The organism is Micromonospora sp. NPDC005707, from assembly GCF_040631005.1.
Classification (GTDB): Bacteria; Actinomycetota; Actinomycetes; order Mycobacteriales; family Micromonosporaceae; genus Micromonospora.
In genome coordinates this window covers 21,418-46,378 of sequence record NZ_JBEXYR010000020.1, presented here as the reverse complement: position 1 = coordinate 46,378, position 24,961 = coordinate 21,418, and the positions used below count along the sequence as shown (strand labels likewise).

The window sequence follows — 24,961 nt, the reverse complement described above, 5'->3', positions numbered from 1 at the left end:
CGGCGCACCAGCCGGCGGGAGCGCGACAGCGGGAGACCAGCACCATGCCGAACCACCCGGGCGCGGCGCCGCCGGTGTTCGTCGACCGGACCGGCCGGCGCCGCCGGCTGACCGTGATCGCCGGCGTGGCGATGGGCCTCGGCCTGCTGACCAGTCTCGGCCTGATCCTGGCCGGGCTGTTCTTCGACTCCACGGTGCCGCTGCCCGGCTGGTCCGACACGAAGCCACCCCCGATCGAGGCCGGGGTCGACGCCCCGCCCCGGGACGCGAAGCCGACCAGCCCGAACCCTCGGCCGCCGTCGGTGACCAGCACCAGCCCGTCGGCGCCCGCGCCGGCCGCCAGCCGCACGACCGCCCCCACCCGGGCCGCCACCCCGCCGCCCCGGCCGACCGCCACCGTCCCGGGGCAGGGCGACGAGCGGCGCCACAGCGCCAAGCCGAGCCGGCCGCCGGGCAAGCCCTGACCATGGCGAGACACGTCGCCCGCCCCGACCCCCGGGCCCACTGGGTGCTGCTCCTGCTGGGCCTCGTCGCCCTGCTCGCCGCGCTGAGCCTCCACGGCCTGGTCAGCGCCGTCGGTGGCGGCGCCGGCCCGGACCAGGCGCCCGCCTCGCCCCCGCCGCGCGCGGTCGCCACCGGCGGGCCGGTGCTGCGGCTGGACGGCCCCACCCCGGTCAGCCGGCGGCTGCCGGCGCGCACCCTGGCGCTCACCTTCGACGACGGCCCCGACCCGCGCTGGACGCCGCAGATCCTCGACGTGCTGCGCAAGCACCACGCCCACGCCACGTTCTTCGAGGTCGGCGCCCGGGTGGACGAGTACCCCGACCTGGTCCGGCGGATCCTCGCCGAGGGGCACGAGATCGGCTCGCACACCTTCACCCACACCGACCTGACCACCGCGCCGGGCTGGCGGGCCGGGACCGAGCTCTCCTGGACCCGCAACGCGATCGCCGGCGTGACCGGCCGCGAGGTGACGCTGTTCCGGCCGCCCTTCTCGTCCACTCCGGCGGCCGTCACCGACGCGCAGTACCGGATGCTGCGGGCGGCCGCCGGCAGCGGTCACGTGGCGGTGCTCGCCGACCGGGACGCCAAGGACTGGCAGCGTCCCGGCGTGCCGGCCATCGTGCGGGCGGCCACCCCGCCCGGGGGCGCCGGCGCGGTGGTGCTGATGCACGACGGCGGCGGCGACCGCGCTCAGACCGTCGCCGCCCTGGACCAGTTGCTGCCCCGGCTGACCGCCCAGGGCTACCGGTTCACCACCGTCTCCGCCGGGATCGGCGCGCCCGACTCGATGGTGCCGGCCACCACCGGCGCCCGGCTGAGCGGCACCGCGCTGCGCTGGGCGCAGACCGGCGCCGACTGGCTGACCTCGGCCATGAACCTGCTGCTCGGGCTGGCCCTGGTGCTCGGCGTGGTCCGCCTCGCCGTCCAGGTCGTCTGCGCCCGCCGGCACGTCCGCCGGGTACGCCGGCCACGGCACCGGCGGCCCGAGGTGACCGCACCGGTGTCGGTGATCGTGCCGGCGTACAACGAGGCCGCGAACATCGCCGCCACCGTGCGGTCCCTGGTCGCCAGCGCGTACCCGGCGCTGGAGGTGATCGTGGTGGACGACGGCTCCAGCGACGGGACGGCCGACATCGTCGAACGGCTGCGGCTGCGCGGGGTACGCGTCATCAGGCAGGCCAACGCCGGCAAGCCGGCCGCGTTGAACACCGGGATCCGGGCCGCCCGCGCCGACCTGCTGGTGCTGGTCGACGGGGACACCGTCTTCCAGCCGGACACCGTCTACCGGCTGGTCCAGGGCTTCGCCGACCCGACCGTGGGGGCGATCAGCGGCAACACCAAGGTGGCCAACGGGCGCCGCCTGCTCGGCCGGTGGCAACACCTGGAGTACGTGATCGGCTTCAACCTCGACCGCCGGATGTACGACGTGCTGGAGTGCATGCCGACCATCCCCGGCGCGATCGGGGCGTTCCGCCGCCAGGTGCTGTTCGCGGTCGGCGGCGTGCCCGCCGACACGCTGGCCGAGGACACCGACCTCACCATGAAGGTGCTCCGGGCCGGCTGGCGGGTGGTGTACGAGGAGAGCGCGATCGCCTGGACCGAGGCGCCCTCGTCGCTGCGCCAGCTGTGGCGGCAGCGCTACCGCTGGTGCTACGGCACGATGCAGGCGATGTGGAAGCACCGTCACGCGCTGCGCGAGCCGGGCGCCGGCGGGAAGCTCGGAAGGCGCGGCCTGCCCTATCTGGCCGTGTTCCAGATCGTGCTGCCGCTGGCCGCACCGGCCGTCGACGTCTTCGCCGTCTACGGGCTGCTCTTCCTGCCCTGGTCCCAGCTGGCGCTGGCCTGGCTGGGCCTGCTCCTGCTCCAGGGCGGCACCGCCGCGTACGCGCTGCGCCTGGACCGGGAACGGTTCGGCCCACTCTGGACGCTGCCGTTCCAGCAGCTCGTCTACCGGCAGGTGATGTACCTGGTGGTGGTGCAGTCGGTGGTGACCGCGGTGGTCGGCAACCGGCTGCGCTGGCAGCGCATGGTCCGCACCGGCGAGGCGGCGGCGCTCCTCGGCGGGGCGCCGGCCCGCTGAGTCAGCGCGGACCGAACAGCCCGGCCGACCAGGCGACGACCAGGCCGATCAGCGCCGAGCAGCAGCAGACCAGCAGTGCGGAGGTGACGACACCGAGGATCAGCCAGACGGGCGCGCGCCGGGCCGGCCCCGGCCCGCCGTCCGCCCGCTGGTCGTCCTCGCTCACCCGGGTGAGTCTAGGCGGCGGGCGCGGGGCGGCGGCCCGTCCCTCCGCGCGGCAGGATGGGGCGATGGAGCTGGTCTCGATCGCCGACGTCCGGGCCGCCGCCGAGGATGTCGCGGGCACCGTGGTGCGCACCCCGCTGCTGCCGACGCTCTGGGACGACGAGCTGTGGCTCAAACCGGAGAGCCTGCAACCGGTCGGCTCGTTCAAGCTGCGTGGGGCGACCCACGCGGTCGCCCGGCTGGACCCGTCCGCCCGGTCCCGGGGCGTGGTGACGCACTCCTCGGGCAACCACGGGCAGGCCCTCGCGTACGCGGCCCGGGCCTTCGGCGTGCCGTGCACCGTGGTCGTGCCGGAGGGCGCGCCGCGGATCAAGGTGGACCGGATGCGGGCGCTCGGCGCGGACGTGCGGCTCGTCCCGCCGGCCCACCGGGTCGCCGAGGCCGAGCGGATCGTGGCCGACACCGGGGCCGCGCTCGTGCCGCCCTTCGACCACCCGTGGATCATCGCCGGCCAGGGCACGATCGGCCTGGAGATCGTCGCGGACCTGCCCGACGTCGACGTGGTGCTGGTGCCCGTGGGTGGCGGCGGGCTCTCCTCGGGCGTGGCCACCGCGGTCAAGGCCCTGCGCCCGTCGGCCGCCGTGATCGGGGTGGAGCCGCTGCTCGCCGCCGACGCCCGCGACTCCCTGGCCGCCGGTGAGGTGGTGGTCTGGGAGGTCGAACGCACCTACCGGACCTGCGCGGACGGGCTGCGCACCAACCTGTCCGAGCTGACCCTGGCCCACCTGCGCGACCGGCTCGACGGCATCGTCACGGTCACCGAGGACGAGATCGTCGCCGCGATGGGACGGCTGCTCGGCGAGGCCCGGCTGGTGGCCGAGCCGAGCGGCGCCGTCGCGCTGGCCGCCCGGCTCTTCCACCGCGACGAGCTGCCGGCGGGGCGCACCGTCGCCGTGGTCACCGGCGGCAACGCCGACCCGCACGTGCTGGCCCCGCTGCTGGGCTGAGGGGCGGCGCCCCTCAGCCCAGTGGGTCAGGCGCGGCCCACCCGGTCCAGGGTCCAGGCGTTGACGAACGCCTCCTCGCGCCAGGCGTCGTACCGGCCGCTCGGGCCACCGTGGCCGGCACCCATCTCGGTCTTGAGCAGGTAGTCGCCCTGCGGGGCGACCGCCCGCAGCCGGGCGATCCACTTGGCCGGCTCGTGGTAGAGCACCCGGGTGTCGTTGAGGCTGGTCACCGCGAGGATCGCCGGATAGTCCACCTCGGTCACGTTCTCGTACGGCGTGTACGACTTCATGTACGCGTAGACCTCGGGGTCGTCGAGCGGGTTGCCCCACTCCTCCCACTCGGTGACCGTGAGCGGCAGCGACGGGTCGAGGATCGAGGTGAGCGCGTCCACGAACGGCACCTGCGCGACGATGCCGGCGAACGCGTCCGGGGCGAGGTTGGCCACCGCGCCCATCAGCAGGCCGCCGGCCGAGGCGCCCCGGGCGACCAGCCGGTCGCTCGCCGTCCAGCTGGCCTTGACCAGGTGCCGGGCGCAGGCCACGAAGTCGGTGAAGGTGTTCTTCTTGGCCAGCAGCTTGCCCTCGTCGTACCAGTGGCGGCCCAACTCGCCGCCGCCGCGGATGTGCGCCACCGCGAAGATCACGCCCCGGTCGAGCAGGCTGAGCCGGGCGATGGAGAACCAGGGGTCCATGCTCGCCTCGTAGGACCCGTAGCCGTAGATGACGGCGGGGGCGGAGCCGTCGCGCGGGGTGCCCCTGCGGCAGACCAGCGAGATCGGCACCCGCGTGCCGTCGTCGGCGAGCGCCCAGTCCCGGTGCTGCTCGTAGTCGGCCGGGTCGTACTCGCGCCCGTCCGGGCCGGGCCGGACCGGCTTCCGCCGGCGCAGCACCATCTGCCGGGTCACCAGGTCGTAGTCGTAGACCGAGTCCGGGGTGACCAGCGAGGTGTAGCGCAGCCGCACCTCCGCCGTGCGGTATTCCGGGTTGGCGTCGAGGCCGACGCTGTAGAGCGGCTCGGGAAAGTCGATGTCGAAGCTGTCCCCACCGCCGACCGGCAGCACCCGCAGCCCGGTCAGCCCGTTGCTGCGCAGCGAGACGACCAGGTGGTTCTCGAACGCGTCGACGGCCTCCAGCCGGGTGCCGGGGGTGTGCGGGATCAGCGGCGTCCAGTCGCCCGGCGCGTCCGCCGAGGTGTACGCCAGCGCGAAGTCCTCCGCGCCGTCGTTGTGCAGGATCAGGAAGCGGTGCCCGTGGTGCTCCACCGCGTACTCGACGCCCTGCCGCCGCGGCGCCACGACGGCCGGCTCACCCGTGGGGTTGCCGGCCGGGATGACCCGTACCTCGCTGGTGACCTTGCTGTGGATGTCGATCAGCACGAAGCGCTCGGAACGGGTCAGCTCGACGCCCACCCAGAACCGCTCGTCGTCCTCCTGGTGCACCACCACGTCCTCACCCGACGGGGTGCCCACCGCGTGCCGCCAGACCCGGTTCGGCCGCCAGGCGTCGTCGACCGTCACGTAGAACAGCGTCGAGGCGTCGCTCGCCCAGGCGGTGCCGTAGAAGGTGTCCGGGATCTCGTCGGGCAGCACCTCGCCGGTCTGCAGATCCTTGATCCGCAGCGTGAAGCGCTCGTCGCCCGAGAAGTCGGTGGAGTAGGCCAGCCAGCGCCCGTCCGGGCTGACGTCGAAGGCGCCGAGGGAGAAGAAGTCGTGCCCCTCGGCGAGCCGGTTGCCGTCGAGCAGCACCTCCTCGCCGTCGAGCGGGGCGCCGTCCGCGCTGACCGGCGGGGTGGTCTCACCGTCGCGGACGGCCCGGCGGCACTGCACGCCGTACTGCTGGCCCTCGACCGTGCGGGTGTAGTACCAGTAGCCGTCCTTGCGGGTCGGCACCGACAGGTCGGTCTCCTGGGTGCGCCGGCGGGTCTCCTCGAACAGTTCCTCGCGCAGCCCCGCCAGGTGGGCGGTGCGCTCCTCCGTGTACGCGTTCTCCGCGGTCAGGTAGGCGATCGTGTCCGGGTCGTCCTTGGCGGCGAGCCAGGCGTACTCGTCGACGACGGTGTCGCCGTGGTGGGTCCGGTCGGCCGGAACGCGCTTGGCGACGGGCACGGGCGACGGCTCCTGGTCGCGGGTCTTGGTGGTCACGGCGTCACGTTACCGGCCGCCGGGCCGCCGCCGCGGCCGTGCGCCGCCGAGTTGCGGCGACTCGCCGGCAAGTCTTTCGAACATGTGTACGATAACCGCCATGGCGGCTGCAGCGCGTTCCACCGATCGACCCGGAGCCCTCGACATCACCCGGAAGCTGGCGGAGATCTGCGGTCCGGCGTTCGCACGTTTCGCCGGCCCGGCCGACGAGGTGGCCGGCCGCACGGCCCGCTGGGTGGCCGTGCCGGGCGGCCCGCACGCCGCGGCCGAGGTGCTGCGGCTGGCCGCGGCGCACGATCTGACCGTGGTGCCGCGCGGCGCCGGCACGAAGATCGACTGGGGCGCCGCCCCGGCGCAGGTCGACATCATGCTCGACACCGGCCGGCTGGCGGGGATCTGGCACGAGCCGCAGGCCTCCGCGGTGGCCGAGATCGGTGCCGGCACCCCGCTGCGGGCCGTGCAGGCCACCCTGGAGCGCACCGGCCGGCGCCTCCCGGTCGACGCGCCCTCCCCGGGGGCGACGCTGGGCGGGGTGCTGGCCGCCGACGAGGCCGGCCCGCTGCGCCACCGGCACGGCAGCCCGTGCGCCCAGCTTGTCGGGGTGCGCTACCTCGACGCCGACGGCGAACTGGTCAGCGTGGGGGAGCCCGGCACCGCGCTGCTCGGCCGCGCCGGCCCGCCGCTGGGCGGCACGGCACCGGGTGGCGCCGCGTTGGGCGGTGCGGGGTTGGGTGGTGCGGTGTCGGGTGGTGCGGGGTTGGGTGGTGCGGCGTTGGGCGGTGCGGCGTTGGGTGGTGCCGCGCCGAGCGGTGGGGAGTTGGCTGGTGCGGCGCCGGGCGGTGCCGCGTTGGGTGGCGCGGCGGCCGTCTTCGGCGCGGCCGAGGTGCTGGGGCTCGACGTGGCCCGGCTGCTCTGCGGCTCGCAGGGCGGCCTCGGGGTGCTGGTCTCGGCCACCATGCGGGTGCAGGCCGTGCCGGCCGGCCGGGTCTGGGTGTCCCGTCCCGTGTGGACCCCGCTGGAGGTGCACGACCTGGTCCGGGCGGTGCTCGCCGCCCGGCTCGACCCGGCGGCCGTCGAGCTGGACCTGCCGGTGCCGGTGTCGCTGCCGCGCCGGCGCATCCCCGCGTCCCACCCGTCCGTGGCCAACCGGCCCGATCACCCGGCGGTGACCGGGCGCCCGGGGCGGCCCGCCGCCGCGGGCAGCCTCGTGGTGCTCCTGGAGGGCGGCCCCGCCGACGTGGCGGAACGCGTCGATCGGCTCGTCGCGCTGCTCGGCCCCGAGGCCGTGATCAACCACGCCGCACCCGATTGGTGGGGCCGCTACCCGTTCGCCCCCGGCGACACCGCCCTGCGGATCGAGGTGCCGATCAACGACCTGCACGCCGCCGTCTACGCGCTGCGCGACGCGGCCGGCACCCCGGTCCCGGTCCGCGGCTCGGCCGGGATCGGCGCCGTGCACGCCGCGCTGCCCGGCTCGCTGCCGCCCGAGCGGGTGGCCTCGATCCTCGCCGCCGTCCGGGGCGTGCTTCTGGCCCGCCAGGGCCGCTGCGTGGTGGTCTCCGCTCCCGCGCCGGTCCGCCGCGCCGTCGACCTCTGGGGTGAACTGCCCACCCTGCCCCGCCTCCGCACGGCCAAGGCCCACCTCGACCCCCACCACCGCCTGTCCCCCGGCCGCCTCCCCGGCGGCCTGTAACCCCACCCCCGGCAGGTCCTCCCGCGCCCCAGCGTCCCCGCGCGTTTCGCCCGCGCGTCTCCCGTCTCCTCGCGCGTCTCCGTGTCGACCAAGAGGTTTGCGTCACCATCCGACCACTCGCCGACGCAAACCTCTTGGTCAACACCGCGTCGGTGGCAGCGGGCACCCTATGCCCCGGGCCCGCCTCGTTGATCATGAAGTTATTGCCGACGAATCGGACAAGAATCGGCAATAACTTCATGATCAACGGGGGCAGGAGGAGAGGGAGCAGGAGGAGGCGGGCAGGGAGGGCGGCGGTGGGGACGAGTTACAGGGCGTCGTTGCGGAGGACCAGGACGGCTATGTCGTCGCGTGGGGGTTCCACCGAGAAGGCGATGGCCGTGGCGCGGAGGCGGGCGGCGACCACGTCGGCCGAGTAGCCGGCCAGGGGTGCCGCGGCCTCGCGCAGGCGGTCGGTGCCGAACAGTTCCCGGCCGCGCCGCCGCTCGGTGACACCGTCGGTGTAGAAGATCAGCGCGTCGCCCGGCTTCAGCGCGATCTCGGCGGTCGGGGTGGCGATCGAGTCGAGCAGCCCGAGGGCCGTGCCGCCGGTGCCCACGAAGCCCGCCCCACCGCCGCCGTGCAGCAGGACCGGCCGGTCGTGCCCGGCCAGGTGCAGGGAGACGTCGAGCTGGTCGCCGTCGCCCGGGCCGACGGCCGCCAGCGCCAGCGTGCAGTAGCGGCCGCCGCCCCGCTCGACCAGCGTCTCGTTGAGCCGGCCGAGCACCTCCGGCAGCGGCTTGCCGTCGCCGACCAGCACCCGGATCACGTCCCGGACCAGCCCGGTGACGGCCGCCGCCTGGACGCCCTTGCCGGAGACGTCGCCGACCACCACGAGCCACCGGCCGTCCGACAGCGGCACCACGTCGTAGAAGTCGCCGCCGACCTCGGCGTCGTCGCCGGTGGGCACGTACTCGGCGGCGAAGCCGATGCCCTCGACCACCGGGAGCACCGGCGGCAGGAGCGACTGCTGGAGGGTCTGGGCGACCCGCCGGCGCTCGGCGTGGATCCGGGCGTTCTCGATCGCCAGGGCGGCCCGCCGGGCGACGTCCTCCAGCACCGAGACCTCGTCGGGGTCGTGCCGGTGCCGCTGGTGGCGGCCCACGGCCAGGGTGCCGAGCCGCTGCCCGCGGGCGATCAGGGGTACGGCGAAGCCCTCCATCGGCCCGCTCAGCGGCACCTGCGCGGCACTGCGGGACGCCTCCCGCAGGCGGGCCTGGATCGAGTCGGGCCCGGTCTCCTGGAGCACCCGGTGTAGCTGCGGCAGCACCGCCTCGTCGGCGTGGCTGGCCGCGGCGAGCCGCAGCCGCCCCCACTCGTCGCTGGTGTGCACCGCGCACCACTGGCCGAGCCGGGGCACCACGAGCTGCGGGACGAGCGCCATGGTCAGCTCGACGTCCAGCGACTGGGCGAGCAGCTCGCTCGCCTCGGCCAGGAAGGTCAGCCAGGCCGACCGGCGTACGTCGGCGCGGCGCAGCCGGTCGTTCTCCAGGTGCAGGGAGAGCCGTTCGGCGGCCAGCACCGCGAGGGGCCGGGCGTACGCGGAGGGCGCCGCGTCCAGCTCCAGCTCACCGGCGTACGGGCGGTGCACGGCGAGCGGGACGCGGAGCAGTTCGTTGCCCTCCCGGGGCTGCCGGCCGTAGCGGGCGAGCACCTGGCTGCCCTGCCCGTCGCCGCGGTCGAGCCGCACCACGCCGCCGGCCGCGCCGACCATCTCGGCGACCCGGGTGAGCAGCCCGGCGGCGAACTCGGGCAGCGGGTCGTCCGCGTACGGGTCGGGGGTGGTCTGCATGAGCTCGCTCATCGCGGCGGCGCTCGGGGTGCCCCCGCCGGTGGGGGCGGAGGTGGTGAGCGGGGCACGGGCCTCGGCCGGCCGGGTGGCCGCGTCGAGGTCGGGCCGGTCGAGCCGGAACCAGACGCCCTTCCCGGTGGGCAGGTAGGTGGTGCCCCACCGGCTGGCGAAGTGGTCGACCAGCAGCAGCCCGCGCCCGCGTTCGGCCACCTCGGCGATGTCGGAGGTGGTGTTCCGGACGCCGACCATCAGCTCGTCGACCGGGCCGGAGGCGAAGTCGGTGACCGTGACGGTGAGCCCGGCCGGGTCGGCTTCGACCTCGATGTCCAGTTCGGTGCGCGCGTGCTCCACCGCGTTGGTGGTGAGCTCGGTGGTGAGCAGCAGTGCCTCGTTGAGCAGTTCGTGCAGGTCCGCCTCGGCGAGCGCGGACCGCACCAGCGCCCGGGCCGCCGCGGGCGTGCGCCGGTCGGCGGGGAGGCGGACCCGCCGGATGTGCTCGTCCGCGCCGCCGTTCATGGGCGGCCCCGCCTCCGCTGACACCTTCGTATCCTCCACCGCCGCCGCCCCGGGTGCCAAGCCGCTCCGCCGATCCGGTCGGCGCGGGACGGATCGGGCGTGGCGTGCGGCCGGAGCCCGTGGCCTCGACGTGACACGCGGCAGAATGGTCTGATGGCCGCGTGTCGGCACGAGCCTGATGGCCCCCGAGCTGAGCGAGGAAGTTGATGACCACGGCGAAACAAGCGGTAGCCGGGGACGACCACGAGGTACTCCTCGGTGAGCTGGTCGAGGCGCTGCGACGGGTCCGTCGCGGCGACCTCCGGGTCCGCCTGCCCCGACGCGCCGGCCTGGCCGGCGAGGTGGCGGACTCCTTCAACGACGTGGTGTCGCTGCAGGAGCGGCAGCACCTGGACCTGCGCCGGATCAGTCGGGTGGTCGGCCGCGACGGCCGGCTCACCGAGCGGCTCGACGACGAGGGCCTGGACGGCTCGTGGGCGGAGGGGCAGCGGGCGGTCAACTCGCTGATCGACGACCTGGGCCGCCCGACCACGGAGATCGCCCGGGTGATCGTGGCGGTGGCCGACGGCGACCTGTCCCAGCACATGGCGCTGGAGATCGACGGCCGGCCGCTTCGCGGTGAGTACCTGCGTATCGGCCGGACCGTGAACACGATGGTCGACCAGCTGTCGTCGTTCGCCGACGAGGTGACGCGGGTGGCCCGTGAGGTGGGCACCGAGGGGAAGCTGGGCGGCCAGGCGGACGTCCGCGGCGTGGCCGGCACCTGGAAGGACCTCACCGACTCGGTGAACACCATGGCGTCGAACCTCACCGGTCAGGTGCGGTCGATCTCGCAGGTGGCGACGGCGGTGGCGAAGGGCGACCTGTCGCAGAAGATCACGGTGGGCGCGCGCGGCGAGGTGGCCGAGCTGGCCGACACCATGAACTATCTCACCGACACGCTGCGGCTCTTCGCCGAGCAGGTGACCCGGGTGGCCCGCGAGGTGGGCACCGAGGGCAAGCTCGGCGGCCAGGCCGACGTGCCGAACGTGGCCGGCACGTGGAAGGACCTGACCGACAGCGTCAACTCGATGGCGTCGAACCTGACCAGCCAGGTCCGCAACATCGCCCAGGTGTCCACGGCGGTGGCCCGCGGCGATCTCTCCCAGAAGATCACCGTGGCGGCGCAGGGCGAGATCCTGGAGCTGAAGGACACCGTGAACACGATGGTGGACCAGCTGTCGTCGTTCGCCGACGAGGTGACGCGGGTGGCCCGTGAGGTGGGCATCGAGGGCAAGCTGGGCGGTCAGGCCCAGGTGCGCGGGGTCTCCGGCACCTGGCGCGACCTGACGGAGAACGTGAACCAGCTCGCCGGCAACCTGACCAGCCAGGTACGGAACATCTCGCAGGTGTCCACGGCGGTGGCCAAGGGTGACCTGTCGCAGAAGATCACGGTGGACGCGCAGGGCGAGATCCTGGAGCTGAAGAACACCGTGAACACCATGGTCGACCAGCTGTCGTCGTTCGCCGACGAGGTGACGCGGGTGGCCCGTGAGGTGGGCACCGAGGGCAAGCTCGGCGGTCAGGCCCAGGTGAAGGGTGTGAGCGGCACCTGGCGGGACCTGACCGACAACGTGAACTCGATGGCGTCGAACCTGACGAGCCAGGTGCGGAACATCGCCTCGGTCACCACGGCCGTCGCCAAGGGCGACCTGAGCCAGAAGATCACTGTCGACGCCCGGGGCGAGATCCTGGAGCTGAAGTCGACGGTCAACACGATGGTGGACCAGCTGTCGTCGTTCGCCGACGAGGTGACGCGGGTGGCCCGTGAGGTGGGCACCGAGGGCAAGCTGGGCGGCCAGGCCCAGGTGCGCGGCGTCGCCGGCACCTGGCGGGACCTGACCGACAACGTGAACTCGATGGCGTCGAACCTGACCGCCCAGGTGCGGAACATCGCCCAGGTGTCGACGGCGGTGGCCAAGGGTGACCTGTCGCAGAAGATCACGGTGGACGCGCAGGGCGAGATCCTGGAGCTGAAGTCGACGGTCAACACGATGGTGGACCAGCTGTCGTCGTTCGCCGACGAGGTGACGCGGGTGGCCCGCGAGGTGGGCACCGAGGGCAAGCTGGGCGGTCAGGCGCAGGTGAAGGGTGTCTCCGGCACCTGGCGGGACCTGACCGACAACGTGAACTCGATGGCGTCGAACCTGACCAGCCAGGTGCGGAACATCGCCTCGGTCACCACGGCCGTCGCCAAGGGCGACCTGGGGCAGAAGATCACGGTGGACGCGCAGGGCGAGATCCTGGAGCTGAAGAACACCGTGAACACCATGGTCGACCAGCTCTCGTCGTTCGCCGACGAGGTCACCCGGGTGGCCCGCGAGGTCGGCATCGAGGGCAAGCTGGGCGGCCAGGCCCAGGTGAAGGGGGTCAGCGGCACCTGGCGCGACCTCACCGAGAACGTCAACCAGCTCGCCTCGACCCTGACCACCCAGCTCCGGGCCATCTCCCAGGTCTCGACCTCGGTGACCCGGGGGGACCTGACCCAGCGGATCAGCGTGAAGGCGCAGGGCGAGGTCGCCGAGCTGAAGGACAACATCAACCAGATGATCGTCACCCTCCGGGAGACGACCAAGAAGAACGCCGAGCAGGGCTGGCTCGACTCGAACCTGGCCCGCATCGGCGGCCTGCTCCAGGGCCAGCGGGACCTCGGCGAGGTCTGCCGCATGATCATGATGGAGGTGACCCCGCTGGTCGACGCGCAGCTCGGCGCGTTCTTCCTGGCGGACAGCTCCGAGGGCAGCATGCGGCTGCGGCTCACCGCCTCCTACGGCTACGTGGCCCGCGGGCACGACGTGACCTTCGGGCCGGGCGAGGGGCTGGTCGGGCAGGCCGCCCTGTCCCGGCGGACCATCCGGGTCAACACCCAGCCCGACGGGCGCCTGGTGCTCCGCTCCGGCCTGGCCGAGACGCCCCCGGCCGACCTTGTGGTGCTGCCGGTCCTCTTCGAGGGCGAACTGCTCGGCGTGATCGAGTTCGCCGGCGTGACCACCTTCTCCGAGCTGCACCTGGCGTTCCTGGAGCGGCTCGTGCTCACCATCGGCGTGGCGGTCAACACCATCCAGGCCAACCGGCGTACGGAGGAACTGCTCGCGCAGTCGCAGCGGCTGGCGCACGAGATGCAGGAGCAGTCGGCGGAGCTCCAGCGCACCAACGCCGAGCTGGAGGACAAGGCGAAGCTGCTCTCCGAGCAGAAGACCAACATCGAGACGCAGAACCGGGAGATCGAGCTGGCCCGGCTCGGCCTGGAGGAGAAGGCGCAGCAGCTCACCCGGGCGTCGGCGTACAAGTCGGAGTTCCTGGCCAACATGAGCCACGAGCTGCGTACGCCGCTGAACTCGCTGCTCCTGCTGGCCCGGCTGCTCGCCGAGAACCCGGAGCAGAACCTGAGCGCGAAGCAGATCGAGTTCGCCCGGACCATCCACAGCGCCGGGTCGGACCTGCTCTCGCTGATCGACGACATCCTCGACCTGTCGAAGATCGAGGCGGGCCGGATGGACGTGGAGCCGACCGACATCCACTTCTCGGAGATCCGCGGCTACGTCGAGCAGGCGTTCGCGCCGCAGGCCGAGGAGAAGGGCCTCGACTTCCAGGTGCGGATCAGCAAGGACCTGCCGCCGGCGCTGGTCACCGACGCCCAGCGGTTGCAGCAGATCCTGCGCAACCTGCTCTCCAACGCGGTGAAGTTCACCGACAACGGCGCGGTGACCCTGCGGATCGCGCCGGCCGCCGAGAACGCGGTCTTCGACGTGCCGGCGCTGACCAACGCCCGGCAGGTCATCGCGTTCACGGTGATCGACACCGGCATCGGCATCTCGGACGACAAGCTCTCGCTGATCTTCGAGGCGTTCCAGCAGGCCGACGGCACCACCAGCCGGCGCTACGGCGGCACGGGCCTGGGCCTGTCGATCAGCCGGGATCTGGCCCGCCTGCTCGGCGGCACGATCACCGTGTCCTCCGCGCCCGGGCAGGGGTCGACGTTCACTCTCTTCGTACCCGATGTGCTGGCGCCGGACGCGGTGGTGGCGCCGGCCCCGCCCTCGCCGCAGCGCGCGGGCCTGCCGTCGTCCCTGCTCATGCCCATGGAGCTGCCGCAGCCGCAGGAGACCCCGGCGACCCGCCGGCTGGAGGGCGTGACCGTTCTGATCATCGATGACGACGTCCGGAACGTGTTCGCGCTGACCTCCGCGTTGGAACTTCACGGTATGACCGTGTTGTACTCGGACAACGGGGCGGACGGCGTCCGCCAACTGGCCGAGCATCCGGAGGTGGACATCGTGTTGATGGACGCGATGATGCCGGACCAGGACGGCTACGAGACGACCGCGCAGATCCGGCGCAACCACCGCTTCGCGGACCTGCCGATCGTGTTCCTGACCGCGAAGGCGATGCCCGGCGATCGGGAGTCGGCGATCGCGGCCGGGGGTAGCGACTACATCACCAAGCCGGTGGACCTGGACGAGCTGATCGAGCTGATGGCGTCCTGGATCGGCCGGAGCCGAGGCGAGGAGACTCCGTGACCCAGATGGCCAAGGCGCTGCTGGTGGACGACCGGCGGGAGAACCTGATGGCCCTGGAGGCGATCCTCCAGGGGCTGCCGGTGCAGTCGGTCGCCGTGGAGAGCGGTGAGGCGGCGCTCAAGCAACTCCTGGTGGACGACTTCGCCGTGATCCTCCTGGACGCCCAGATGCCGGACATGGACGGCTTCGAGACCGCCACCCACATCAAGCGGCGGGAGCGGACGCGGCACGTGCCGATCATCTTCCTCACCGCCGCCGACAAGGACGCCCAGCTGGCCCTGCGGGGCTACGCGGTCGGCGCGGTCGACTACCTGACCAAGCCGTTCGACCCGTGGGTGCTGCGGGCCAAGGTGTCGGTCTTCGTCGAGCTGTGGGTGAAGACCCGGCAGCTCGCCGCCCAGTCGGACCTGGTGCGGGAGCGCGACGCCCAGTGGCGGGTGCTCACCGACGCGGTGGACGAGGCGACCGCGCTGCTGCGCGCGGAGGACGACGCGGAGTCCCGGGAGCGCGCGGTGGACCTGCTGGAGCAGGCCCGCTGGGGCAACAACTCCTGAGGGCTCAGGCGTCGGCCCGGTCGCCGTGTCCCGTCGCGGCGCGCCGGGCCCGCCACCGTTCGCCGAGGGCGTCGATCTCCTCCTGTACGAAGAGGAAGAAGTCCCGCATCTCGGCCACCCGCTCGCCCGCCGGGGTGTCCCGCCCGAGCAGGGCGTCCACCCCGCCGTTGGCGATGTCGATGAAGTTCTTGTAGAGGCCGGTCTTGGTGATGGTGGCCTCGTACCAGGGGTTGGCCGGCATCCGGTAGCGGTCCCGTCGGGACCCCTTGACGGGCTCGCGGACCAGCATGGCGAACTGGGTGAGGTAGCGCACGGCGCCGGACACGGCCGCCGCGCTGACCCCCAGCCGCTCGCCGATCTCGGCGGCGGTGAGCGGCTCGTCCGCGCTCATCACGGTGAAGAGCACCCGGCCGGCCATCCGGGGGAAGCCGACGTCCGCGAAGGCCATCGCCATCCGTTCCACGAAGAGGTGGACCTCTTCCTCGTCCGGGCGGGGTGGGGTCATCGGCGTCATCTCCTCGGTGCTCATCGCATCCGATCGTCTCTCAGATCTCACTGTCTTCACAAGTTTATGAAACGAGCGTAGCTTCCGAAGTATGGAAACTCCCATTGAGGTGTCCGGCCTGGTGAAGACCTTCGGCCGGACCCGAGCGCTCGACGGACTCGACCTGACCGTCCGCGCCGGCGAGGTGCACGGCTTCCTGGGGCCCAACGGCTCCGGCAAGTCGACCACCATCCGGGTGCTGCTCGGTCTGCTGCGGGCGGACGCGGGGGCCGTCCGACTGCTCGGCGGCGACCCCTGGCGGGACGCCGTCGCCCTGCACCGCCGGCTCGCGTACGTGCCCGGCGACGTCACCCTCTGGCCGAACCTGAGCGGCGGCGAGGTGATCGACCTGCTCGGCCGGCTGCGCGGCGGGCTCGACCCGAAGCGCCGGGCCGAGCTGCTGGAGTCCTTCGAGCTGGACCCGCGCAAGAAGGGCCGGGCCTACTCCAAGGGCAACCGGCAGAAGGTCGGCCTGGTGGCCGCGCTCGCCTCCGACGTCGAGCTGCTCATCCTCGACGAGCCCACCTCCGGGCTCGACCCGCTCATGGAGGAGGTCTTCCAGCACTGGGTACGCCGGGCCAAGCAGGACGGCCGCACCGTGCTGCTCTCCAGCCACATCCTGGCCGAGGTGGAGGCGCTCTGCGACCGGGTGACGATCATCCGGAACGGCCGGGCCGTCGAGTCCGGCACCCTCACCGAGCTGCGCCACCTGCACCGCACCTCGATCGACGCCGAGGTGACCGCCCCGCTGAACGGGCTGGCCGACCTGGCCGGCGTGCACGACCTGCGGGTGGACGGCAACCGCGTCCGGTTCGACGTGGACACCGCCGCGCTGGACACCGCCCTGCGGCGCCTCACCGAGCTGGGCGTCCGCAGCCTGGTCAGCACGCCACCGACGCTGGAGGAGCTGTTCCTGCGGCACTACGAGGCGGTCCCCGAGGAGCTGACCCGATGAGCACGCTCGCCGGCACGTGGCAGCTGGCCCGGCTCGGCCTGCGCCGGGACCGCCTCCTGCTCCCGCTCTGGGTGCTGATCCTCGCCGTGCTGCCGATGACCTACGCGACAAGCTTCTTCGAGCTGTTCCCGACCGCCGCCGAGCGGGCCGCGTACGCCGCCGGCACCGCCCGCAACCCCTCGATCGTCGCGCTGCTCGGCCCGGTCTACGGGGAGAGCGTCGGCGCGCTGACCGCCCAGCGCGGCGGCTTCCTGCTGGTCATCGTGGCGCTGGCCAGCCTGCTCACCGTCGTCCGGCACACCCGGGTGGAGGAGGAGGCCGGCCGGCGGGAACTGCTCGGTGGCGGGGTGCTCGGCCGGCACGCCGGGCTGACCGCCGCGCTGCTCGTCACGTACGTGGCCGACCTGCTGCTCGGCCTGCTCACCGCGGCCGGGCTGGCGTCCACCGGGCTGCCGGCCGCCGGCTCGTACGCGTACGGGCTCGGCACGGCGCTCACCGGCGTGGTCTTCGCCACCCTCGGCGGGCTGACCGCCCAGCTCACCGAGACCGCGGGCGGGGCACGGGGGATCGGGATCGCCGTCCTCGGCGCCTCCTTCGCGCTGCGGATGGTCGGGGACACCGCCGCCAACGACTGGCCGAGCTGGCTCTCCCCGCTGGGCTGGGCGGCCCGGATCCGGCCGTTCGAGGGGGAGCGCTGGTGGGTGCTGGCGCTGCCGCTGGTCGCGTCGGCGCTGCTCGCCGCCGTCGCGTACCCGGTCTCGGTGCGTCGTGATCTGGGCGCGGGGGTGCTGCCGCCCCGGCTCGGGCCGGCCACCGCGGGCCGGGGGCTCGCCGGTCCTTTCGGGCTGGCCTGGCGGCTGCACCGCGGGCAGATCCTCTGGTGGTCGGTCGGCTTCGGCCTGCTCGGGCTGATCCTCGGTGGCGCCGCGCAGGCGGCCGGCCGCTCGGTCGAGGGGAACCAGCAGCTGGAGGACATCATGGAGCGGATCGGCGGGGCGTCCGGCCTGGCCGACGCCTACCTGGGCGCCACGCTCAGCCTGGCCGGGCTGGCCGCGGCGGGCTACGGCATCCAGGCCGCGCTGCGGATGCGCGCCGAGGAGTCCGCCGGGCACGCCGAACCGGTGCTGGCCACCGGCACGCACCGCTCCACCTGGCTGCTGTCGCACGTGGTGTTCGCGCTGGTCGGCCCGGTCGTGGTACTCGCCGTGACCGGTCTGGCCACCGGCCTGACATATGGGCTGAGCGTGCACGACGTGCCGCGGGAGCTGCCCCGGATGCTCGGCGCCGGGGTGGCCCAGGCGCCGGCCGCCTGGGTGCTGGCCGGGCTCGCCGTGCTGCTCTACGGCCTGCTGCCCCGGCTCGCCCCGGTGGCCTGGGCGGTGCTGGCGGTCTGCGTGCTGCTCGGCCAGCTCGGCGCGGTGCTCGAACTCGACCAGTGGCTGCTGGACCTGTCCCCGTTCACGCACACCCCGCAGGTGCTCCGCGACACCTGGAGCGCCACCCCGCTGTGGGCCCTGGCCATCGTGGCCCTGGCCCTGGCAACAGCCGGCCTGGCCACCTTCCGCCGCCGCGACGTCCCGGTCACCTGACCGCCCGCCTCGTCGATCATGAAGTTGGCGGCACCTGTGGAGATCCACATCGCCGTCAACTTCATGATCAACGCGAGAGGGGGGCGGGTCAGGGGGCCGTTTCGTTGCGGATCATCAGGGCTGAGCGGAGGCCGGTGATGTCCAGGACCCTCAGGAGGAAGTCGCCGACGTTGCTCAGGACCAGCAGGCTCTGGGCGTGACTGGCCTTGCGGCTGAGCACCACGAGGGTGCCGAGGCCCTGGCTGTCACAGAAGGTGACCCCGCCCATGTCGAGCACGACGCGCGGCGGGGGCTCGGCCAGCACCTCGTTGACGACCGTCGACAGCTGGGCGGCCGTGAGCATGTCGATCTCACCGGCGAGGCGAAGCACGGCTTCGTCACCCGTCCGGTGTAGCGTGATGGACAGTTCGGCACGATCCACCCGGTCAGCCTATCGCGATCTCGACCAACGGGCCCGTCGAGCGACCCGCCGGTCGCTGGCCCGTGCCGAACGGATGAGGGCGTGAGCCCGGTAACCCTCGGCGCGGGGTGCCTGCCGATCAGCCGCCCGGCGCTGACACAATGGCGGCATCGTGAGCGCTACCTTTTCCGCCGGATCCGGCCGCTACCCGGTCGACGCCCCGGCCTCCGAGGCCCTGTTCGACCGCGCCAAGGCCATCGTGCCCGGCGGGGTCAACTCCCCCGTGCGCGCGTTCCGTGCCGTCGGCGGCACCCCGCGCTTCATGGTCCGGGGGGAGGGTCCCTGGCTCTTCGACGCCGACGGTCGCCGCTACGTCGACCTGGTCTGCTCCTGGGGCCCGCTGATCCTCGGTCACGCCCACCCGGCCGTGGTCGAGGCGCTGCGCGAGGCCGCCGCGCTCGGCACCAGCTTCGGCACCCCGACCCCGGGCGAGGTCGACCTGGCCGCGGAGATCGTCGCGCGGACCCCGGTCGAGCAGGTCCGCATGGTCAACTCGGGCACCGAGGCGACCATGTCGGCGATCCGGCTGGCCCGCGGCTTCACCGGCCGCGCCAAGATCGTGAAGTTCTCCGGCTGCTACCACGGCCACTCCGACGCGCTGCTCGCCGCCGCCGGCTCGGGCGTGGCCACCCTCGGCCTGCCCGACTCGCCCGGCGTGACCGGGGCCGCCGCCGGCGACACCATCGTGCTGCCGTACAACGACCTGCGCGCGGTCGAGGAGGCCTTCGCCGCCGAGGGCCCCCACATCGCGGCGATCATCACCGAGGCGGCCGCCGGCAACATGGGCGTCATCGCCCCGCGCGGCGACTTCAACCAGCAGCTCGCCCGCATCGCCCACGCGCACGGCGCGCTGCTGATCGTCGACGAGGTGATGACCGGGTTCCGGGTCTCCCGCGCCGGCTGGCACGGCCTCGACCCGTCCGACGCCGACCTGTGGACGTACGGGAAGGTCATGGGTGGTGGCCTGCCCGCCGCGGCGTTCGGCGGGCGCACGGAGATCATGGCGAAGCTGGCCCCGGCCGGCCCGGTCTACCAAGCCGGCACCCTCTCCGGTAACCCCCTCGCGTGCGCCGCCGGCCTGGCCACGCTGCGGCTGGCCGACGACGCGCTCTACCGCCGCCTCGACGAGACGGCCGCCGCGGTGGGCAAGCTCGCCACCGAGGCGCTGGCCGCCGCCGGGGTCCCGCACCGCCTCTCGTACGCGGGCAACATGTTCTCGATCTTCTTCACCGACGCCGACGTGTCGGACTACGACAGCGCCCGCACCCAGCAGGTGCCCGCGTTCAAGGCGTTCTTCCACGCCATGCTGGCCGCCGGCGTCTACCTGCCGCCGAGCGCGTTCGAGTCGTGGTTCGTGTCAGCGGCGATCGACGACGCCGCGCTGGAGCAGATCGCCGCGGCCCTTCCGGAGGCGGCGACCGCGGCGGCAGCGGCAGGACACGGGGGTTAGCAAGTGAGCGAGACGGTGGTCCACGTGCTGCGGCACGGCGAGGTGCACAACCCGGACGGCATCCTCTACGGCCGGCTGCCCGGCTTCCGCCTCTCCGAGCTGGGCGTCCAGATGGCCAAGGCGGCCGCCCAGGCGCTCGCCGAGCGCACCGTGGTGCACGTGGTGGCCAGCCCGCTCGAGCGGGCCCAGCAGACCGCCGAGCCGATCGCCGCCCAGTTCGGCCTGCCGGTCGGGGTGGACGAGCGGCTGATCGAGAGCGCGAACTGGTTCGAGGGCAAGAAGGTCTCCCCGGGCGACGGCTCGTTCCGCGACCCGCGTAACTGGTGGGTGCTGCGCGACCCGGTCACCCCGTCCTGGGGCGAGGCCTACCGGGTGATCGCCGAGCGGATGTTCGCGGCGCTGCACGCCGCCCGGGTCGCGGCCGAGGGGCGGGAGGCCGTGCTCGTCTCCCACCAGCTCCCCATCTGGACCCTGCGCCGCCACGTCGAGCGCAAGCGGCTCTGGCACGACCCGCGCAAGCGGCAGTGCGGCCTGGCCAGCCTGACCTCGTTCCACTTCGACGGTGCCAAGATCGTCGGCATCGGCTACTCCGAGCCCGCGGCCCACCTGGTCTCGATCTCGCCGACCGCCCGGACGGCCAAGGGAGCCTGATGTCCAGCCGGAGGCTCGCCGCCGCCCTGCTCGCCGCCGTCACCGCCGTGACGGCGCTGGTCGGCTGCTCCTCCGGCAGCGAGGAGAGCCGCTGCGCGAGCGACGGCGTCACCATCACCTGCGCCCCCGAGCAGCGGTCGAAGACCCCGAAGGTGAGCGGTGAGCTGCTGACCGGAGGCAGCTACGACATCGCCGAGGCCCGTGGCCAGGTCGTCGTGGTCAACTTCTGGGGCTCCTGGTGCGCGCCCTGCCGGGCGGAGGCCGACGACCTGGAGGCCGCCTACCAGGCCACCAAGGCGTCCGGCGTGACCTTCCTCGGCATCAACGTGCAGGACAGCAAGGACAAGGCGATCGCCTTCGAGGAGGGGCGGGTCACCTACCCGAGCCTCTTCGACCCGGCCAGCCGGCAGGCGCTCAACTTCGACATCCCGCCGAACACCACCCCGGCGACCGTCGTCCTCGATCGTGACGGCCGGGTCGCCGTGGTGATCCGCCGGGCGATCACCCGGGACGAGCTGCAGCCCGTCGTCGAGCGGATCGCGGCCGAGCAGCCCGACGCCGGATCCCGCTGATGGGCGAGACCTTCCGCCAGCTCGCCGAGTCCGGCCCGCTGCTGCTGGCCGTCGGGGCCGCGGCACTCGCCGGGCTGGTCAGCTTCCTCTCCCCGTGCGTTCTGCCGCTGATGCCCGGCTACCTGTCGTACGTCACCGGGCTGGCCGGGGCGGACCTGGAGGGCCGGGAGAGGAAGGGCTCCCTGGTAACGCCTCCGGTGGAGGAGGGGGCCGCCCCTGCTGACGCCGCAGGCGGAGCGAGCGGCGTGGCGGTCGCGGCGCCCCCGGCGGCACGCCCGGTCGCCGCCGTGAAGGGGCGGGTGCTGGCCGGCACCATGCTCTTCATCGCCGGCTTCACCGCGGTCTTCACCGCCACCGCGATCCTCTTCTCCGGCGTCGGCAAGCTCCTCTTCGCGCACGAGCGCACGCTGGAGATCGTCATCGGCGCCCTCGTCGTGGTGCTCGGCCTCGGCTACCTCGGCGTGGTCCCCGGAATGCAGCGCGAGTTCCGCATCCGGCGGCTCCCCGCCGCCGGGCTGCTCGGCGCCCCCGTCCTCGGTGCGGTCTTCGCGCTGAGCTGGCTGCCGTGCACCGGCCCGACCCTCGGCGCGGTGCTCGGCATGGCCACCGTCGACGGGCGGACCGACCGGGCCGTGCTGCTCGCCGTGGCGTACTGCCTCGGGCTGGGGGTACCGTTCGTCGTCTTCGGGCTGGGCTTCCACCGCCTGCTCGGGGTGTTCCGCGCCGTCCGGCGCAACAGCCGCTGGGTCACCCGGATCGGCGGCGCGCTGCTGATCCTCATCGGCGTGGCGCTGGTCACCGGCGGCTGGCAGGACTTCGTGATCTGGTTGCAGACGCACGTGGGCGTGGGCGAGGTGAGCATCTGATGACGACCGTGGACGACCGGCCGGCCGCGCCGCCCGCCGGCGCGCCCCGGCGCCGGGTCAACCCCGTGCTGGCCCTGCTGCGCAACTCGTGGCGGCAGCTCACCAGCATGCGTACGGCGCTGATCCTGCTCTTCCTGCTCGCGATCGCCGCCATCCCCGGCTCGGTGCTGCCGCAGCGCGGGGTCAACCCGGAGAAGGTCAACCAGTACTTCGTCGACCACCCCGACCTGGCGCCCCGGCTCGACCAGATCGGCATGTTCGAGGTCTTCGGCTCGGTCTGGTTCTCCGCCATCTACCTGCTGCTGTTCACCTCGCTGGTCGGCTGCGTCCTGCCCCGGGCCCGCGACCACGCCCGCGCCCTGCGGATGCGGCCGCCGGCCGCGCCGAAGCGCCTGGAGCGGCTGCCCCAGCACGCCGTGCTGGAGGCCCCGGCCGCCGCCGACCCCGCGGCGATCGCGGCGGTGCTGCGCCGCCGCCGCTGGCGGGTCACCGTCCGCGGCAACGAGGTCTCCGCCGAGAAGGGCTACCTCAAGGAGACCGGCAACCTGCTCTTCCACGTCTCGCTGGTCGCCGTCCTGCTCGGGGTCGCGCTCGGCTCCTGGTACGGCTGGCACGGCAACCGGATCCTGGTGTCCGGCGCGGACAACGCCTTCTGCAACACCCGCCAGCAGTACGCCGAGGCGTCGCTCGGTCCGCGCGTCGACAGCGCCGACCTGCCGCCGTTCTGCCTCACCCTCGACCGGTTCGAGGCGGACTACCTGGCGTCCGGGCAGGCCTCCCGCTACTGGGCCACGGTGACCGTGGACCACCTGGAGGACGGGTCGACGCGGACCGCCGGCTTCTCGGTCAACTCGCCGTTGCGGCTCGACTCGGCAAACGTCTACCTGCTCGGCAACGGGTACGCGCCGATCCTGAGGTACACCGACAGGTACGGCCGTACGCAGACCAGCACGGCGCCGTTCCTGCGCAGCGGTGAGCAGAACGCCACCGAGGAGGGTGTGGCCGCCTTCCCGGACGCGAACGTCGACCCGAAGACCGGCAAGCGCGCCCCCGACCAGCAGGTCGCCTTCGACGGGCTCTATCTGCCCACCGCACCGGACAGCGCACCGTTCGTCGCGTCCCAGTTCCCCGCGGAGCGGAACCCCGCCGTGGTGCTGGCGGCGTACCGGGGCAACCTGGGGCTGGACGCCGGGATCCCCGGCTCGGTCTACAAGCTCGACCAGGGGCAGGTCGCCAACGGCAAGCTCAAGCAGATCGGTGAGAAGCTGCTGCGCCCCGGCGAGAAGTGGACCCTGGACGACGGCAGCACGCTGGAGTTCGTCGGCACGAAGCCGTACATCACCGTCTCGGTCCGGCACGCCCCCGGGCAGACCATGATGCTGGTCGCCTGCGGGACGTTGCTGCTCGGGCTCATGGGCTCGCTCTTCGCCCGGCGGCGGCGGGTCTGGTTCCGGGTTTCGCCCCCGGTGGGTGGATCTCCGACGAGCGGTAGTAGTTTGGTGGAGGCCGGTGGGCTGCCGCGCACCGAGCACCCAGGGTTCGCCGATGAGTTCGCACAGCTCGTCGCCGCGGTCAGCGACGACGGGCGGGACGACCGGCGGGCGCGAGAAGGAGACGAGTGATGTCCGCACTCTCCGACCAGCTGGTCACGTTCGCGATCCTGGCGTACCTGGTCGCGATGATCAGCCACGCCGTCGAGTTCGCCCTGGGCAACGCCCGGAAGGTGCCGGCGGCGGCCCCGGCTCGCGAGCTGGTCGGCGCCGGCGTCGGCGGCCCCGGCGGGACGGTCGAGGAGCCGGCCGGACCGGCCACCACGGACGCGGCCCGTGCCGGCCGCTCCGCCGCCCGGGCCGCGCTGGCCGGGCGGATCGCCGCCTGGATCACCGTGCTCGCCGCCGCGCTGCACCTGGGCGCGGTGGTCACCCGCGGCCTCGCCGCGGAGCGGATGCCCTGGGGCAACATGTACGAGTTCGTGCTGACCGTCACCTGGATCGGGGCGGCGGCCTGGCTCGCGGTGCTCTGGAAGCAGCCATCGCTGCGCCGGCTCGGGCTGTTCCTGACCCTGGTCATGGTGCTGCTGCTGGCGTTCGCCGAGCTGAAGCTCTATGTGCAGGTCGTGCCGCTGATGCCGGCGCTCCAGTCCTACTGGTTCATCATCCACGTGTCGACGATCATCTTCGCCTCCGGCATCTTCCTGCTGGGCGTGGTGCCGGCCGTGGGCTACCTGATGCGGGCCGGCTGGGAGCAGGGGAAGCGGAGCTTCCCGTACACCCTGGCCCGGCGGCTGCCGGCGGCGGCCGGCCTGGAGCGGCTGACCTTCACGCTGCACGCCTTCGCCTTCCCCGTCTTCACCTTCGCGGTGATCGCGGGTGCGATCTGGGCCGAGGCGGCCTGGGGCCGGGCCTGGGGCTGGGACCCGAAGGAGACCTGGGCGTTCATCTCCTGGGTGGTCTACGCGGGCTACCTGCACGCCCGGGCCACCCCGAGCGTCAAGCGCAACGTGGCCACCTGGATCTCGGTGGTGGGCTTCCTGACCATGCTCATGAACCTGTTCGGGGTGAACTTCTTCTTCACCGGCCTGCACTCCTACGCCGGCGTCTGACCCGCCCGCCCCGACCGGCGGGCGGTCAGCACCCCGTCGACGCGCAGGGTGATCTGGTAGGCCACCTCGGGGAGGTCGGCCAGGTCGAGGCGGTCGGCCCGCAGCGCGAACTGGGCGTGCAGTTCGCGGGCCACCGCGTCCCGGATCTCGGCCTGCAGGCGGCTGAGCCCGTCCGGGTCACCCGCCACGTACGCGTCGTCCATGCCGTCATCGTCGTCGCCG

The 24,961-nt window shown here is 73.3% G+C and carries 20 protein-coding genes; 14 read left to right on the top strand and 6 right to left on the bottom strand.

All coding sequences use genetic code 11. The features are described 5' to 3' along the window. Window positions 1-44: 44 nt before the first annotated feature. A complete protein-coding gene (locus tag ABZ452_RS29280) occupies window positions 45-464 on the top strand; it encodes a hypothetical protein (RefSeq protein ID WP_357949666.1) in 420 nt (139 codons plus the stop codon). A gap of 2 nt (window positions 465-466) precedes the next feature. Beyond that, the gene (locus ABZ452_RS29275; RefSeq protein ID WP_357949664.1) at window positions 467-2,584 is read left to right on the top strand and encodes a bifunctional polysaccharide deacetylase/glycosyltransferase family 2 protein; all 2,118 of its coding nucleotides are present in this window, start codon (window positions 467-469) and stop codon (window positions 2,582-2,584) included. A gap of 1 nt (window position 2,585) precedes the next feature. On the opposite strand, the gene ABZ452_RS29270 is transcribed toward ABZ452_RS29275, so the two are convergent. Next, window positions 2,586-2,750: a hypothetical protein gene (locus tag ABZ452_RS29270; RefSeq protein ID WP_357949661.1), complete on the bottom strand. Its 165-nt coding sequence runs from the start codon at window positions 2,748-2,750 to the stop codon at window positions 2,586-2,588. Window positions 2,751-2,814: 64 nt separating this feature from the next. Here ABZ452_RS29270 and ABZ452_RS29265 point away from each other — a divergent pair, with 64 nt between their 5' ends. Beyond that, the gene (locus tag ABZ452_RS29265; RefSeq protein WP_357949658.1) at window positions 2,815-3,756 is read left to right on the top strand and encodes a threonine/serine dehydratase; all 942 of its coding nucleotides are present in this window, start codon (window positions 2,815-2,817) and stop codon (window positions 3,754-3,756) included. Window positions 3,757-3,782: 26 nt separating this feature from the next. Here ABZ452_RS29265 and ABZ452_RS29260 read toward each other — a convergent pair whose 3' ends face one another. Continuing rightward, window positions 3,783-5,897 (bottom strand): S9 family peptidase, encoded by a 2,115-nt coding sequence (locus ABZ452_RS29260; RefSeq protein WP_357949655.1) that lies wholly within the window; start codon window positions 5,895-5,897, stop codon window positions 3,783-3,785. A gap of 100 nt (window positions 5,898-5,997) precedes the next feature. Between ABZ452_RS29260 and ABZ452_RS29255 the strand changes: the two genes are divergently transcribed. Beyond that, on the top strand, window positions 5,998-7,590 hold the full coding sequence (locus ABZ452_RS29255; RefSeq protein ID WP_357949652.1) for an FAD-binding oxidoreductase: 1,593 nt from the start codon (window positions 5,998-6,000) through the stop codon (window positions 7,588-7,590). 307 nt (window positions 7,591-7,897) lie between these two features. On the opposite strand, the gene ABZ452_RS29250 is transcribed toward ABZ452_RS29255, so the two are convergent. Next, window positions 7,898-9,961 (bottom strand): SpoIIE family protein phosphatase, encoded by a 2,064-nt coding sequence (locus tag ABZ452_RS29250; protein WP_357949649.1) that lies wholly within the window; start codon window positions 9,959-9,961, stop codon window positions 7,898-7,900. 182 nt (window positions 9,962-10,143) lie between these two features. Between ABZ452_RS29250 and ABZ452_RS29245 the strand changes: the two genes are divergently transcribed. Then, entirely contained in the window at window positions 10,144-14,496 is a 4,353-nt protein-coding gene (locus tag ABZ452_RS29245; protein WP_357949647.1) for a HAMP domain-containing protein, read from the top strand. Continuing rightward, the gene (locus ABZ452_RS29240; RefSeq protein WP_357949644.1) at window positions 14,493-15,050 is read left to right on the top strand and encodes a response regulator; all 558 of its coding nucleotides are present in this window, start codon (window positions 14,493-14,495) and stop codon (window positions 15,048-15,050) included. The genes ABZ452_RS29245 and ABZ452_RS29240 overlap by 4 nt, the downstream gene beginning before the upstream one ends. Window positions 15,051-15,054: 4 nt before the next feature. Here ABZ452_RS29240 and ABZ452_RS29235 read toward each other — a convergent pair whose 3' ends face one another. Beyond that, the gene (locus ABZ452_RS29235) at window positions 15,055-15,579 is read right to left on the bottom strand and encodes a MarR family transcriptional regulator (protein WP_357949641.1); all 525 of its coding nucleotides are present in this window, start codon (window positions 15,577-15,579) and stop codon (window positions 15,055-15,057) included. Window positions 15,580-15,646: 67 nt separating this feature from the next. On the opposite strand from ABZ452_RS29235, the gene ABZ452_RS29230 reads away from it, so the two are divergent. Both ABZ452_RS29230 and ABZ452_RS29225 read left to right on the top strand, forming a co-directional pair. Continuing rightward, window positions 15,647-16,549, top strand: coding sequence for an ABC transporter ATP-binding protein (locus ABZ452_RS29230; RefSeq protein WP_357949638.1), 903 nt, complete (start codon window positions 15,647-15,649; stop codon window positions 16,547-16,549). Further along, on the top strand, window positions 16,546-18,138 hold the full coding sequence (locus ABZ452_RS29225; protein ID WP_357949636.1) for an ABC transporter permease: 1,593 nt from the start codon (window positions 16,546-16,548) through the stop codon (window positions 18,136-18,138). Before ABZ452_RS29230 ends, ABZ452_RS29225 begins: the two co-directional genes overlap by 4 nt. A gap of 88 nt (window positions 18,139-18,226) precedes the next feature. Here the strand turns inward: ABZ452_RS29225 and ABZ452_RS29220 are convergent, their stop codons facing one another. After that, window positions 18,227-18,559, bottom strand: a complete 333-nt coding sequence (locus ABZ452_RS29220; protein WP_357949634.1) for an STAS domain-containing protein — start codon at window positions 18,557-18,559, stop codon at window positions 18,227-18,229. Between the two features lie 151 nt (window positions 18,560-18,710). Between ABZ452_RS29220 and hemL the strand changes: the two genes are divergently transcribed. The 6 genes from hemL to ccsB are packed head-to-tail and all read left to right on the top strand — an operon-like array spanning window position 18,711 to window position 24,739. Further along, complete coding sequence (hemL, locus tag ABZ452_RS29215) at window positions 18,711-20,048, top strand: glutamate-1-semialdehyde 2,1-aminomutase (protein WP_357949631.1); 1,338 nt, start codon at window positions 18,711-18,713, stop codon at window positions 20,046-20,048. A gap of 3 nt (window positions 20,049-20,051) precedes the next feature. Next, the gene (locus ABZ452_RS29210; RefSeq protein WP_357949629.1) at window positions 20,052-20,699 is read left to right on the top strand and encodes a histidine phosphatase family protein; all 648 of its coding nucleotides are present in this window, start codon (window positions 20,052-20,054) and stop codon (window positions 20,697-20,699) included. After that, window positions 20,699-21,271 carry a TlpA disulfide reductase family protein gene (locus ABZ452_RS29205; RefSeq protein WP_357949627.1) on the top strand — a complete coding sequence of 191 codons (573 nt, stop codon included), beginning with the start codon at window positions 20,699-20,701 and terminating at the stop codon, window positions 21,269-21,271. The genes ABZ452_RS29210 and ABZ452_RS29205 overlap by 1 nt, the downstream gene beginning before the upstream one ends. Continuing rightward, on the top strand, window positions 21,271-22,137 hold the full coding sequence (locus tag ABZ452_RS29200; RefSeq protein ID WP_357949624.1) for a cytochrome c biogenesis protein CcdA: 867 nt from the start codon (window positions 21,271-21,273) through the stop codon (window positions 22,135-22,137). Before ABZ452_RS29205 ends, ABZ452_RS29200 begins: the two co-directional genes overlap by 1 nt. After that, window positions 22,137-23,759, top strand: a complete 1,623-nt coding sequence (locus tag ABZ452_RS29195; RefSeq protein WP_357949621.1) for a cytochrome c biogenesis protein ResB — start codon at window positions 22,137-22,139, stop codon at window positions 23,757-23,759. Before ABZ452_RS29200 ends, ABZ452_RS29195 begins: the two co-directional genes overlap by 1 nt. Then, window positions 23,759-24,739 carry a c-type cytochrome biogenesis protein CcsB gene (gene ccsB, locus ABZ452_RS29190; protein ID WP_357949619.1) on the top strand — a complete coding sequence of 327 codons (981 nt, stop codon included), beginning with the start codon at window positions 23,759-23,761 and terminating at the stop codon, window positions 24,737-24,739. Before ABZ452_RS29195 ends, ccsB begins: the two co-directional genes overlap by 1 nt. Here ccsB and ABZ452_RS29185 read toward each other — a convergent pair. After that, entirely contained in the window at window positions 24,724-24,942 is a 219-nt protein-coding gene (locus ABZ452_RS29185) for a hypothetical protein (protein ID WP_357949617.1), read from the bottom strand. The genes ccsB and ABZ452_RS29185 overlap by 16 nt on opposite strands. Window positions 24,943-24,961: the final 19 nt, after the last annotated feature.

Excerpts from the sequence above, each read along its gene's own strand:
- ABZ452_RS29255 (WP_357949652.1), top strand. The coding sequence starts at position 5,998 with ATGGCGGCTGCAGCGCGTTCCACCGATCGACCCGGAGCCCTCGACATC.
- ABZ452_RS29185 (WP_357949617.1), bottom strand. The coding sequence starts at position 24,942 with ATGGACGACGCGTACGTGGCGGGTGACCCGGACGGGCTCAGCCGCCTG.
- ABZ452_RS29245 (WP_357949647.1), top strand. The coding sequence starts at position 10,144 with ATGACCACGGCGAAACAAGCGGTAGCCGGGGACGACCACGAGGTACTC.
- ABZ452_RS29265 (WP_357949658.1), top strand. The coding sequence starts at position 2,815 with ATGGAGCTGGTCTCGATCGCCGACGTCCGGGCCGCCGCCGAGGATGTC.
- ABZ452_RS29205 (WP_357949627.1), top strand. The coding sequence starts at position 20,699 with ATGTCCAGCCGGAGGCTCGCCGCCGCCCTGCTCGCCGCCGTCACCGCC.
- ABZ452_RS29200 (WP_357949624.1), top strand. The coding sequence starts at position 21,271 with ATGGGCGAGACCTTCCGCCAGCTCGCCGAGTCCGGCCCGCTGCTGCTG.
- ABZ452_RS29230 (WP_357949638.1), top strand. The coding sequence starts at position 15,647 with ATGGAAACTCCCATTGAGGTGTCCGGCCTGGTGAAGACCTTCGGCCGG.
- ABZ452_RS29195 (WP_357949621.1), top strand. The coding sequence starts at position 22,137 with ATGACGACCGTGGACGACCGGCCGGCCGCGCCGCCCGCCGGCGCGCCC.
- ABZ452_RS29225 (WP_357949636.1), top strand. The coding sequence starts at position 16,546 with ATGAGCACGCTCGCCGGCACGTGGCAGCTGGCCCGGCTCGGCCTGCGC.
- ABZ452_RS29275 (WP_357949664.1), top strand. The coding sequence starts at position 467 with ATGGCGAGACACGTCGCCCGCCCCGACCCCCGGGCCCACTGGGTGCTG.
- ABZ452_RS29235 (WP_357949641.1), bottom strand. The coding sequence starts at position 15,579 with ATGAGCACCGAGGAGATGACGCCGATGACCCCACCCCGCCCGGACGAG.
- ABZ452_RS29280 (WP_357949666.1), top strand. The coding sequence starts at position 45 with ATGCCGAACCACCCGGGCGCGGCGCCGCCGGTGTTCGTCGACCGGACC.
- ccsB (WP_357949619.1), top strand. The coding sequence starts at position 23,759 with ATGTCCGCACTCTCCGACCAGCTGGTCACGTTCGCGATCCTGGCGTAC.